General features: G+C 64.1%; 11 protein-coding genes. 10 read left to right on the top strand and 1 reads right to left on the bottom strand.

Features of this window, described 5'->3' with window-relative positions:
- The first annotated feature begins 381 nt into the window (after nt 1–381).
- The 9 genes from LN996_RS22100 to xerD all read left to right on the top strand — a co-directional run bounded on the left by LN996_RS22100 (nt 382) and on the right by xerD (nt 10859).
- Nucleotides 382–2400: a hypothetical protein gene (locus LN996_RS22100; protein ID WP_231343203.1), complete on the top strand. Its 2019-nt coding sequence runs from the start codon at nt 382–384 to the stop codon at nt 2398–2400.
- A complete protein-coding gene (locus LN996_RS22095; protein ID WP_231343202.1) occupies nt 2393–3379 on the top strand; it encodes an HAD-IIA family hydrolase in 987 nt (328 codons plus the stop codon). The genes LN996_RS22100 and LN996_RS22095 overlap by 8 nt, the downstream gene beginning before the upstream one ends.
- A 26-nt stretch (nt 3380–3405) precedes the next feature.
- Entirely contained in the window at nt 3406–3717 is a 312-nt protein-coding gene (locus LN996_RS22090; RefSeq protein ID WP_231343200.1) for a hypothetical protein, read from the top strand.
- A 3-nt stretch (nt 3718–3720) separates the two neighbouring features.
- Nucleotides 3721–4533, top strand: coding sequence for a TlyA family RNA methyltransferase (locus tag LN996_RS22085; RefSeq protein ID WP_231343198.1), 813 nt, complete (start codon nt 3721–3723; stop codon nt 4531–4533).
- Nucleotides 4534–4546: 13 nt separating this feature from the next.
- On the top strand, nt 4547–5578 hold the full coding sequence (locus tag LN996_RS22080; protein ID WP_231343197.1) for an NAD kinase: 1032 nt from the start codon (nt 4547–4549) through the stop codon (nt 5576–5578).
- Nucleotides 5579–5581: 3 nt separating this feature from the next.
- Nucleotides 5582–7321 carry a DNA repair protein RecN gene (gene recN / locus LN996_RS22075; protein ID WP_231343196.1) on the top strand — a complete coding sequence of 580 codons (1740 nt, stop codon included), beginning with the start codon at nt 5582–5584 and terminating at the stop codon, nt 7319–7321.
- Nucleotides 7322–7461: 140 nt separating this feature from the next.
- A complete protein-coding gene (locus tag LN996_RS22070) occupies nt 7462–9207 on the top strand; it encodes a CTP synthase (RefSeq protein WP_231343193.1) in 1746 nt (581 codons plus the stop codon).
- Nucleotides 9208–9234: 27 nt separating this feature from the next.
- Nucleotides 9235–9897: an NUDIX hydrolase gene (locus LN996_RS22065; RefSeq protein WP_231343190.1), complete on the top strand. Its 663-nt coding sequence runs from the start codon at nt 9235–9237 to the stop codon at nt 9895–9897.
- Nucleotides 9898–9899: 2 nt separating this feature from the next.
- Nucleotides 9900–10859: a site-specific tyrosine recombinase XerD gene (xerD, locus tag LN996_RS22060; RefSeq protein ID WP_231343204.1), complete on the top strand. Its 960-nt coding sequence runs from the start codon at nt 9900–9902 to the stop codon at nt 10857–10859.
- A gap of 42 nt (nt 10860–10901) precedes the next feature.
- On the opposite strand, the gene LN996_RS22055 is transcribed toward xerD, so the two are convergent.
- Nucleotides 10902–11672 carry a hypothetical protein gene (locus LN996_RS22055; RefSeq protein WP_231343188.1) on the bottom strand — a complete coding sequence of 257 codons (771 nt, stop codon included), beginning with the start codon at nt 11670–11672 and terminating at the stop codon, nt 10902–10904.
- Between the two features lie 56 nt (nt 11673–11728).
- On the opposite strand from LN996_RS22055, the gene LN996_RS22050 reads away from it, so the two are divergent.
- Nucleotides 11729–12226, top strand: a complete 498-nt coding sequence (locus LN996_RS22050) for an 8-oxo-dGTP diphosphatase (RefSeq protein ID WP_231343186.1) — start codon at nt 11729–11731, stop codon at nt 12224–12226.
- The last annotated feature ends 145 nt before the right edge of the window (nt 12227–12371 follow it).

Below are 12371 nucleotides of genomic sequence, written 5' to 3'. Positions count from 1 at the left end.
GTACTGCACCCGGGAGGGTGTGGGAGAGTAGGACACCGCCGGACAACCATTAAGAAGAGCCCCGACCACGCCGGTCGGGGGTCTTCACATTTTAACACCAACACAGCGTCCACAACATGGCGTCGTGCCTTTAACCAGCAGAGTAGATACCCGGTAAGAGGTGACCAACCAGGAGCAACCGCGAGTGCAAGGGGCCTGTGAGACTTGCCACGGGGCACCTCTAAGAGCCCCCTTACGTTCGGCGGCCGTGGTCGCGTCGAATAGAATTGCATAAGACATACGAGTCGGTAGCTGAGCGCTGCCGGCGGCGTGACAACGAAATAAGGGTTATGAGCGACTACGCACGCGCCAGTGGTCGGCTCGCAACAGGAGGAATCCACCATGGCTGAGCACAACGGCGGCAATCGCGGCGGTAATCGCGGAAACTTCGGCGGGAACCGGGATGACCGCGGTTCGTACCGCCCCAACAACAACTCAGGCGGCGATCCCCGTGGGTTCCGTTCCAGGGAGAACCGGGACGGCAATGATCGTCCGGCCCGTGATGGCGAGCGTCGCTCGTTCAACAATGACCGTGGGGATCGTAAGCCGTTCGGTGACCGTCCGGCCCGTGATGGCGAGCGTCGCTCGTTCAACAATGACCGTGGGGATCGTAAGCCGTTCGGTGACCGTCCGGCCCGTGATGGCGAACGCGGCTCCTTCGGCGGAGACCGTGATCGTAAGCCCTTCGGTGACCGCAGCGATCGTCCTGCCCGTGATGGCGAGCGTCGCCCGTTCAACAATGACCGTGGTGATCGTAAGCCCTTCGGTGACCGCAGCGATCGTCCTGCCCGTGACGGCGAACGTCGCTCCTTCGGCGGCGACCGCGATCGTAAGCCCTTCGGCGACCGTGACCGTAAGCCCTTCGGCGACCGCAATGACCGTCCGGCCCGCGATGGCGAACGCCGTCCGTTCAACAATGACCGTGGTGATCGTAAGCCCTTCGGTGACCGCAATGACCGTCCGGCCCGTGATGGCGAACGTCGCTCCTTCGGCGGCGACCGTGATCGTAAGCCCTTCGGCGACCGCAATGACCGTCCTGCCCGGGACGGCGAACGCCGCTCCTTCGGCGGCGACCGCGACCGTAAGCCCTTCGGCGACCGCAATGACCGTCCTGCCCGCGATGGCGAACGCCGCCCGTTCAACAATGACCGCGGTGATCGCAAGCCGTTTGGCGACCGTCCCGAACGTGGTCCGCGGGAATTCGATGGTCCCCGTCGTGATGGCGATGATCGCCGCCCGTTCAACAATGACCGTGGTGATCGTAAGCTCTTCGGTGACCGCAATGACCGTCCGGCCCGTGACGGCGAACGTCGCTCCTTCGGCGGCGACCGCGACCGCAACGACCGCGGCAACTCCTGGGAAGACCGTCCGGCCCGCGTTCCGAACGCCAAGGACATCCGCAGCTCCAACCGTCCCGACCGCGAACGCTCTCCCGAGATTGACGAGGACGTTACGGGCAAGGAACTAGATCGTGCCACGGGTCACCAGATCAAGACCCTCGAGGAGCAGAGCGCAGGCTGGGTGGCCAAGCACCTGGTGATGGCCGGCCGCTTGATCGACATTGAGCCCGAGCTGGCCTTCCAGCACGCATTGGCCGCAAGCCGTCGCGGCGGGCGCCTTTCGGTTGTTCGTGAAGCTGTGGGCCTGACGGCCTACGCCGCGGGCCACTATGGCGAGGCGCTGCGTGAGTTCCGTACGTACCGCCGCATCAGTGGCTCCAACGTGCACTTGCCTGTGATGGCTGACTGCGAGCGTGGCCTCGGACGTCCGGACCGTGCACTGGATATGGTTCGTTCTCCTGAAGCCCAGGACCTTGATGCTCCGGGCAAGGTGGAGCTCGCCATGGTCGCTTCCGGCGCCCGCACAGATCTCAAGCAGTTTGATGCTGCTGTCACCGAATTGGAGATCCCCCAGCTGGACATCAACCGGGCCTTCTCCTACAGCCCGCGTTTGTTCCGCGCCTACGCTGAAGCCCTCAGCGCGGTGGGTCGTACCGAGGAAGCGGACAAGTGGGCCCGCCAGGCGCTCGTGGCAGAGAATGCCTTGGGCGTTGGCGACTTCGCTGAGCCGGAGATCCTCGACCTTGGCTGGGACGAGCAGGAAGAAGCAGCTGCGCGTAAGCCGCGCTTCGAAAAGCGGGCCCCGGAGGCCGACGTCGTAAAGCTTGAAACGGAAACGGTCATCGCGGAAGCCGCGGCGGCCGACGTTGAGCACGATGAGGTTGATCTTGACGACGCCGAGTCGGACTACTTCGAGTCGGATGACGCGGAGTCGGACATCGACTCAGCTGAGGAAGAAGCTGAGGAAGCAGCCAAGGAAGAAGACACCGAGAACGAGGGCAACGACTCCCAGCATGGCTGATTCACTGATCTCATCCTTTGATGCTGTCCTTTCAGACCTGGATGGTGTGGTTTATGCAGGACCGCATGCCATCCCGGGGGCCGTGGAGTCATTGCGGCGTCTCGAAACCGTGGGCGTTGGCCTGGGTTATGTGACTAACAATGCCTCCCGGACACCGGCCCAGGTCGCGGCGCACCTGCGTGAGTTGGGTGCGCCGGCGGAGGACCATCAGGTGGTCAGTTCCTCCCAGGCAGCAGGGGAGCTTCTGGCTTCCATGCTGCCTGCGGGGGCGCATGTGCTCATCACGGGCAGCGCGGCCTTGGCCCATGAGATCGAATTGGTTGGCCTTAAGCCGGTTCACAGTGCTGCCGAGTCCCCTGTGGCCGTAGTCCAGGGCTTCAATCCGGAAATTGGTTGGAAGGATCTCGCGGAGGCATCGTATGTGGTGGCCGGGGGAGCCATGTGGTTTGCCACCAACACGGACATGTCCATTCCGCAGGCCCGCGGTATGGCGCCGGGGAATGGCACGCTGGTGGCCGCGGTGGCAGCGGCCACGGGAAAGACCCCCTTGGTGGCAGGTAAGCCGGAGGCTCCGCTGTTCCATGCCGCCGCAAAGCGGCTCAACTCCACCCGGCCCCTGGTGGTCGGAGACCGCCTCGACACCGACATCCTGGGCGGTAACCGCGCTGGATTTGCGACGGCGGCCGTCCTCACCGGCGTGGACACCACCCGCACCATTCTGGCGGCGCGGACCGACGAACGTCCCGACTATCTCCTCGCGGACCTTGGGGGCCTTTACGCGCCATACCCCGAGGTCGTCAGCGACGGCGGAACGTTCCGTTGCGGTGCGGCCTCAGCGGTTGCCGGGGATGGCACAGTCACGGTAACCGGTGACGAGGACGACCTTGACGCTTGGCGCGCGGCCTGCGCAGCCTGGTGGGCGGCAGTTCCCACCACGGCCGTAGCTCAGGCGCCGCAGCTGGACTGGCAAACTCAGTAGACTGGCAAACTCACTAGACTGGTGCGATGACCGAGCCCAACAACCTTCCGGAACCGGAACCGGAAAGCCGCAGCGGCCAAGAGGGCCCGGAAGGCCACATGCTTGACAGCCCCGAACCGGAACGCCCCGAGGTTCAATGGCCGGACGCCGCGACTCCCACGGGAGACCCGCTGGTGGACAAGGCCTTGGGGCTCTTGGGCCTTGTGCCAGCGACTCCTGTGGCAGACCACGGTGACCTTTACTCAGGAATTCATGACTTCCTGCTGGAGGCCCTGGACGCCGAGCCCGGACTTCCGGCGTCCCCCAAAAGCATCCCCCGCCCGGAAGGCGACAGCTAAGGCATGGCACGTCTCGATCAGGAACTCGTCACCCGTGGGCTGGCGAGGTCCCGTACCCATGCCGCAAAGCTCATCAGCGACGGAAAGGTCAGTTCGGCAGGAACTGTCCTCGCGAAGGCCTCCATCCAAGTAAATGCTGACACTGAATTGGACGTGGAAGCCCATCTGGAGGACATCTACGTCAGCCGCGCCGGGCACAAGCTGGACGGCGCGCTGAAGGCGTTTCCCGCCGTCGTGGTTTCCGGAAAGCGGTGCCTCGACGCCGGTGCCTCCACAGGTGGCTTTACCGATGTCCTGCTCCGGCAGGGAGCGGCAAGTGTGGTGGCGGTGGACGTCGGGCACGGCCAGTTGGTGCCGCACCTCCGTGATGACGTCCGTGTGGACGTCCACGAGGGCCTTAACGTCAGGTACATGACTCCCGAGCAGATAGGTGGTCCGGCGCAGCTGACGGTTGCTGATCTGTCCTTCATTTCTTTGACCCTCGTGGTGGCGCCGCTGGCTTACTGCACTGAACCCGGCGGCGACCTTGTCCTGATGGTCAAGCCGCAGTTCGAAGTGGGCAAGGAGCGGCTGAGCCGAACCGGGGTGGTCTCATCCGAGAATGAACGACGGCGGGCCGTTGCCCAGGTTGCGCGGGCTGCGGTGGACGCGGGGCTGGATCTGATGGACCTCGCGGCCAGTCCGCTTCCGGGCCAGGACGGAAATGTTGAGTACTTCCTGTGGATGAAGCGCAGGATGTCCGCTGTGTTGCCTAAGATCGAAGAGCGTGACGGGGACGTTGCTGCGTTGATCAAGAAACTCTGGCCGAACCACTAGAAAGCAGAACCCGATGAGCAGGCGTGTACTTGTCCTTGCCCACACAGGGCGGGAGGAATCGCTCCGTGCAGCGTGGGATGCCTGTACGCAACTGCATTCGTCAGGCTTGGTGCCCGTGCTGCAAAAGTCCGAGCTCGCCGATATTGAGCGGTTTTTCGGTGCGTTGGATACGCCTATTGAGATTCTCAACGACCACGTCAACCTGGAGGACGTGGAGTTGGTCATGGTCCTGGGCGGCGACGGAACCATCCTGCGGGCCGCAGAGTTGGTCCGAGAAGTGGACGTCCCGCTGCTGGGTGTGAACCTGGGTCACGTTGGCTTCCTGGCCGAGAGTGAACGCGCCGACCTCGCCCAGACCGTCGAGTGGATTGCCAGCCGTCAGTACACGGTGGAAGAGCGCATGACCATCGACGTCCAGGTCTGGGTCAAGGGCCAGAAGATTTGGCACACGTGGGCGCTGAACGAGGCAGCCATTGAGAAGGCCAACCGCGAACGCATGTTGGAAGTCGTCACGGAAGTGGATGAACGTCCGTTGACGTCCTTCGGATGTGATGGCGTTGTCCTGGCAACCCCCACGGGTTCCACTGCCTATGCCTTTTCGTCCGGCGGGCCAGTGGTATGGCCTGAGGTGGAAGCCTTGGTCATCGTTCCCATCAGTGCCCATGCGCTGTTCGCCAAGCCCTTGGTGGTGTCGCCGAGGTCGAAGCTGGCCGTGGAAATCATGAGCAGGACCGACGCCTTGGGCGTCCTCTGGTGCGATGGGCGGCGTTCCGTGGATCTCCCTCCGGGTGCCCGCGTTGAAGTCACGCGCTCCGCGACTCCGGTGCGGCTCGCGCGCACACACAAGACGCCGTTCTCAGCCCGGCTTGTCCGCAAGTTCGAGCTGCCCATCCACGGCTGGCGTGGCCCGGCTCCCCGGAGCGGCGAAGTCCACACCGGTCCCATCCCCGTCATCCGTACCCTTTCACCGGCTCCGTTGCCCAGTCCGCGGGATGTAGATGGTCCCCGGGACGGTGACCTTCCCGACTCCACGAATGCGAAGTGAACCATGCTTGAAGAACTCCGAATCCGTGACCTTGGCGTCATAACCGACGCCGCCCTGCCGCTGGGGCCTGGCCTGAGCGTCGTGACCGGCGAAACCGGCGCGGGCAAGACCATGGTGGTGACCGCCGTCGGGCTTCTTCTGGGTGCCCGATCGGATGCCGGCGCCGTCCGTAGCGGCGCCAAGTCCGCATCCGCCGAAGCTGTGCTGAAGCTGGACCCCGCGCACAGCGCTGTGGAGCGTGCCAAGGAGGCCGGCGGCGAAGCGGAAGAGTTCGACGGCGTGGCTGAGCTCCTGCTGGCCCGCACCGTGGGTGCCGATGGTCGCAGCCGGGCATACGTTGGCGGGCGCGCGGCACCTGTGGGCGTGTTGGCCGAACTGGGGGAGAGCCTGGTGGTGGTCCATGGCCAGTCGGACCAGATCCGTCTCAAGAGCGCCACTGCGCAGCGGCATGCCCTGGACAGGTTTGCCGGGGCACCACTGGCGAAGGTGCTGGGGGAGTACCAAGAACTCTATAACCACTGGAAAGCCATCCAGGCAGAACTTGAAACGCTCCGCAGCGAAGCCCGCGAACGCCTGCGGGAAGCTGAGTCTTTGGACGCGGCCCTGAAGGAAATTGACGAAGTGGATCCTCAGCCTGGTGAGGACGACACGCTGAAGGCCGAGGCAGTGAAGCTGGCCAACGTGGAAGAACTCCGGTTGGCGGCAGCGGCCGCCCATGAGTCCCTCATCGCCGAGGAATTCGGGGATGCAGGGGATGCAACGTCCATGGTGGATGCGGCGAAACGGACTCTGGAACACGTAGCCGACCACGACGAAGAACTGCGATCCGCTGCTGCCCGGCTTGCCGAGGTGGGATTCCTGCTCAACGACATCGCGGCCGAGCTCTCAAGCTACCAAGCCGCCTTGGACACCGAAGGCCCTGAGCGGCTCTCCGAAATCGAGGAACGCCGGGCCGCCCTGGCCAAGCTGATCCGCAAATATGCCCCGAGTATCGACGAAGTGCTCGAATGGGCGGCTACTGCGAGGACGCGCCTGGACGAGTTGCAGGATGACTCCAGTCGGATCGAGTCCCTGGATGCTGAAGTGGCCTCTGCGGAGGCAACTCTCCGCAAGCAGGCATCGGCCATCAGCAAGGCCCGCCTCAAAGCGGCCAAGGACCTCTCAGCCCGGGTGAGCGCGGAGCTGAAGGCCTTGGCGATGGCGGACGCCACGTTGGTCATCGAGGTCGATGGCAGCGGCGCGCTGGGCCCGTGGGGCTCCGACGAGATCGCTTTCCTCCTCCAGCCGCACTCAGGCGCCCCGGCACGTCCGTTGGGCAAGGGAGCCTCCGGGGGTGAACTGTCCAGGGTCATGTTGGCCATCGAGGTAGTGCTCGCCGCAGTCGATCCTGTTCCGACGTTCGTCTTCGATGAGGTGGACGCAGGCGTGGGTGGGCGTGCCGCCGTCGAAATCGGACGCCGGCTCGCCATGCTGGCCCGCCACGTCCAGGTCCTGGTGGTAACGCACCTGCCCCAGGTAGCTGCCTTCGCCGATCAGCACATCCGCGTGACAAAAACGTCCGTGCGGGGCGCCGACGGGAAGACGACCACAGGTTTCACCTCCAGTGACGTCCAGCTGCTGAGCGATGACGAGCGCGTCAAGGAACTGGCCCGCATGCTGGCCGGGCAAGAGGACTCTGAGTCCGCGCAGGCGCACGCCCAGGAATTGTTGGACGACGCGAAGCTCCTGCCGCAGCGCGCTTAGCTTTGGAACGAGGCGCCGAGGGGAGTGCGAGCACTATCACATCCGGATACTTAATCCCGCCCGGCTCTTGCTTGGAATGCGGTGGTGAGCAACTATTGACCATTTGGGGAATCCGAACAGACGCTTGGAAGGCGTAATTGATGATAAGCTCGAATTCCGTGGTGCAGCGATCAAATTCCCGTGTAAATTCCCGGTTCCCGGGCTCGTCCAAGACGACCAAACACATCTTCGTCACCGGTGGTGTGGCGTCCTCGCTCGGTAAGGGTCTGACGGCTTCAAGCCTCGGCCACCTGCTGCGGGCACGCGGTTTGTCTGTAACTATGCAGAAGCTCGATCCCTACCTGAACGTGGATCCGGGCACGATGAACCCCTTCCAGCACGGCGAAGTATTCGTGACGGATGACGGCGCCGAAACCGACCTCGACATCGGACATTACGAGCGCTTCCTCGATGAAAACCTTGAAGGTTCGGCCAACGTCACGACGGGCCAGATCTACTCCACCGTTATCGCCAAGGAACGTCGCGGCGAATACCTCGGAGACACCGTCCAGGTCATTCCGCACATCACCGATGAAATCAAGCGCCGCATGCGCCTGCCTGCCGAGGGCAAGAACGCTCCGGACGTCATCATCACCGAAATCGGCGGCACGGTGGGCGACATCGAGTCGCAGCCGTTCCTGGAGTCGGCCCGCCAGGTCCGCCAGGATGTTGGCCGCAACAACGTCTTCTTCCTGCACGTCTCGCTGGTCCCGTACATCGGTCCTTCCCAGGAACTGAAGACCAAGCCGACGCAGCACTCCGTGGCAGCGCTCCGCTCCATTGGTATCCAGCCTGAAGCGATCGTGATCCGCTCCGACCGCGAAGTGCCGGACGCCATGCGTGAGAAGATCGGCCGCATGTGCGACGTCGACATCGATGCCGTGGTTAACGCCGCCGACGCACCCAGCATTTACGACATCCCCAAGACCCTTCACTCACAGGGCCTGGATTCCTACATCGTCCGTGCGTTGGACCTGCCGTTCAAGGACGTTGACTGGAGCAAGTGGGACAAGCTGCTTGAAGCCGTCCACAACCCCAAGCATGAGGTTGAGGTTGCACTGGTGGGCAAGTACATCGACCTTCCGGACGCTTACCTCTCGGTCACAGAGGCACTGCGCGCCGGCGGTTTCGCCAACGAAGCCAAGGTCAAGATCCGCTGGGTCCCCTCGGACGAGTGCGAAACCCTCGCAGGTGCGACCAAGGCCCTCGCCGGTGTAGACGCAATTTGCGTGCCCGGTGGCTTCGGCATCCGTGGCCTTGAGGGAAAGCTCGGCGCGTTGAAGTTCGCCCGTGAAACCAAGCTCCCGGTCCTGGGCCTGTGCCTTGGCCTGCAGTGCATGGTGATCGAGTACGCCCGCAACGTCGTTGGCCTCGAAGGTGCTTCCTCCAGCGAGTTCGAGCCCGATTCCAAGTACCCGGTCATTGCCACCATGGAAGAGCAGCTGGACATCGTGGACGGCAAGGGCGACCTCGGCGGCACCATGCGCCTGGGCCTGTATGAAGCCAAGCTGGACGAGGGCTCGGTCATTGCCGAGACCTACGGCACCACCACGGTCAGCGAACGCCACCGCCACCGCTACGAGGTCAACAACAAGTACCGCGAGCAGATCGCTGCCAAGGGCCTGGTGTTCTCCGGTACCTCTCCCGATGGCAAGCTGGTGGAGTACGTTGAGCTTCCCCGCGAAGTCCACCCGTTCTACGTGGCAACACAGGCGCACCCGGAGCTCAGCTCCCGCCCGACGCGTCCGCACCCGCTGTTCGCAGGCCTGGTCAAGGCTGCCCTGGAGCGTCGTGAAGGCGTAGCCGTGGACACCAAGTCCGATGCCCGCGCGGTAGCTGCCAAGTAAACGCAAGAACTAACGAAGGACGGCGCGATGCCCGGTATTTCTGAAACCCCCCGCACTTCAAGGCAGGTTTCGGATATGCCGAGCCCGCGCCGTCTTTTGTCTACCAACAAGGTTTACGAAGGCCGCATTTGGGACGTCGTCAGCGACTCGTTCCAGCTCAGCGAAGACACTGACACCCTGGTTCGCGACTACATCGACCATCCGGGCGCCGTAGCGGTGCTTCCCATGAACGTGGACGGCGAGATCCTGCTGTTGAAGCAGTATCGGCATCCCGTGGGTATGGACCTCTGGGAGATTCCGGCCGGCCTCCTTGATATCGAAGGCGAGGACTTCGTGGTGGGCGCGGCACGGGAGCTGGCAGAAGAAGCTGACCTCAACGCGGCCACGTGGAACGTCCTGGCGGACTTCTTTAACTCGCCGGGCTCGTCCAGTGAGGCCATCCGCATCTATTTGGCACGCGGACTCAGCGATGTCCCGGAAGCGGATCGCCACACCCGCACCGACGAAGAGGCGGAGATCGAGTTGCATTGGGTTCCCCTCGAAGACGCGGTACGGGCTGTGCTCGAGGGCCGCCTCCACAATCCCTCGGCGGTAGTCGGTATCTTGGCTGCTGCTGCCGCGAAAGCTGATGGATTCACCAGCCTTCGTCCTGCCAACGCGCCGTGGCCGGCCCATCCGAGCCAGCGCTGAGCATGGCCGAAGCCGCCACGCGAACTCCTACCGGCATTGATCGCGCAGTAACGGACTACCTTCAGCATGTAGGTGTAGAGCGCGGCCTGGCCGCGAATACCCTGGCTGCGTACCGCCGTGACCTGGCCAGGTACTCGAATTTCCTGGCGACACAGGGAGTGGAACGGCCCGGCAATATTACCCGGCATCACGTGACCGCTTTCGTTCAGGCACTGTCAGACGGCAGCGACGGTGCCGCTGTGCTGGGTGTGCGCTCTGCGGCGCGAACAGTTGTGGCCGTCCGCGGACTTCACAAGTTCTGGGCGCTGGAAGGAACCACGACGGCGGACCCCGCCAGCGATGTCCACCCGCCCATGCCCGGCAAGCGGCTTCCAAAAGCCATCAGCGTTGGCGAGGTCACGCGCATCCTGGAGGCGGCGGGCGCGGATACGCCTACCGGGCTCAGGGACCGCGCACTCCTTGAATTCCTGTACTCCACCGGAGCCCGCATCAGCGAGGCCGTCGGTTTGGACGTGGACGACGTTTCCCTCGAAGACGCCGGTGGCGATCCCGCCATCGTGCGGTTGTTCGGTAAGGGTTCCAAGGAGAGGCTGGTGCCCCTTGGCTCTTACGGAGCCCGCGCCGTCGGGGCCTATGTTGTCCGTGGCAGGCCGCTGCTGGCGTCCAAGGGCAAAGGCACGCCGGCGCTGTTCCTCAACGCCCGGGGTGGCCGGATCAGCAGGCAGAGCGCCTGGACCATCCTCAAGGTGGCGGCCGAAAAGGCCAACATCACCAAGGACGTCTCGCCGCACACCCTGAGGCACTCTTTCGCGACACACCTGCTTGAGGGTGGTGCGGATGTCAGGGTGGTGCAGGAGTTACTGGGTCACGCCTCGGTGACCACCACGCAGGTTTATACGTTGGTCACCGCGGATACGCTGCGCGAGGTTTATGCAGCGGCGCACCCCAGAGCGCTCGGCTAACCAGGGCGCTCGGCTAACCAGGGCGCTCGGCCAGCCGCCCAGTTACCCGAGTACGTCCAGCGTCACTTCCAGGGCGTCGACGAACAGTGCCAACAACGAGGTCACCAGGCCTGCCACCAGCAAGAGTCCCGGGTGGGCGAGCCCCACCACCACCCGCTTGAGCTCGGGGCGTCCTTTGAGGAACTTCTTGGGAACCCTCGTCTTCACCGGTACTTGCCGCCAGCCCCGCAACCGCCGCAGGAACCACGCACAGCGCACGATGAACGCCATCCAGAGGATCGAAAGCACCAGTGGAACCGCGGCCAGCATGATATTGAAGCCGAGGGCCGTGACTTCCTTTTCGGAGTCGCCTATCAAGGACTGGACCGTTGTGGAGATGGAGGCGCTCATCACCACGGAGGCGGCCCACACCATGAAGGCAGCAACGAGCGCCAGGAACCGCACGAAGAAATGACCCAGTACCGTTGCGTCCACAGCCCTGAGGTGGCTCCGGGGCGTGGCATGCAGGACCACCAGCGTCGAGACCAAGGTAGGCAAGGCAGCCAGAAGGACCAACAGGTACCAGCTCCATCCGGCGAGGTCCACCACTTCGTCCAACACGATGAGTCCGGACCATACGACCGTCCAGGCCCAGCCTGCGTAGAGCGGGTGCGCCACCAGCCATCGGGGCAGCCACGTGTCCCGCTCCGGCCTCGCTTTGCGAACAGTTTCAGAAGCAGCTTCGTCGCCGGCACCACCCACGGTGGACTGCAGCTCAGCGGCGTCGTCGACGGCGGCCACTGTGGCGCGCACGTCACCCCCACCTTCAGTCATGGGCTCACTGTAGCAATGGCGGCCGCGGCAGGGGAGATCAGGTTAAGGTAGGCAGCATGACTGCAGCCCATGTGACCTTGTGCTTCCTCCTCCGCGACGGCGCGGACGGCGAACATGTTCTGCTGGGGACCAAGAAGACTGGTTTTGGCCGGGGCAAAATTGTGGGTGTCGGCGGACACGTGGAGTTGGGGGAGACCGCCTCGCAGGCGGCGTGCCGGGAGGTCATGGAGGAGATCAATGTAGTGGTCCGTGCCCCGGATCTGATTCCGGCGGGCAGTGTCGACTTTGTGTTTCCGGCCAGGCCGGATTGGAACATGGCCACAACGGTGTTCCTCACTCGATCATGGGAGGGAGATCCGTCCGAAAGCGACGAGATCGCCCCTGAGTGGTTCCCCGTTGCCCGGCTTCCGGTGGAACGCATGTGGGCCGATGCCGAGCATTGGCTGCCGGCCATGATCTCGGGTCAGCGGATCGCCGTGCGTGTTGCGTTGGCCGAGGACAACGAGAGTGTGGCCGACGTGAGCACCGTTGAGTGGGTGGACCAGGAGCCTTAAGGGTGGACCGGGAGCCTTAGGAACAGCGACGGGGGGGGGGGGGGGGGGGGGGGGGGGGGCGGGGGCCGGGGGCCGGGCCCAGAGGAACGGGGAGGAAAAATGACAAGGCCTGCACGACGGCAGGGCGGCGTGAGGGAGAACTGGA

Source organism: Arthrobacter sp. AK01 (assembly GCF_021109375.1).
Taxonomy (GTDB): domain Bacteria; phylum Actinomycetota; class Actinomycetes; order Actinomycetales; family Micrococcaceae; genus Arthrobacter.
Note: the sequence above shows the minus strand (reverse complement) of the source record. Positions and strands in the feature narration are given on the sequence as shown.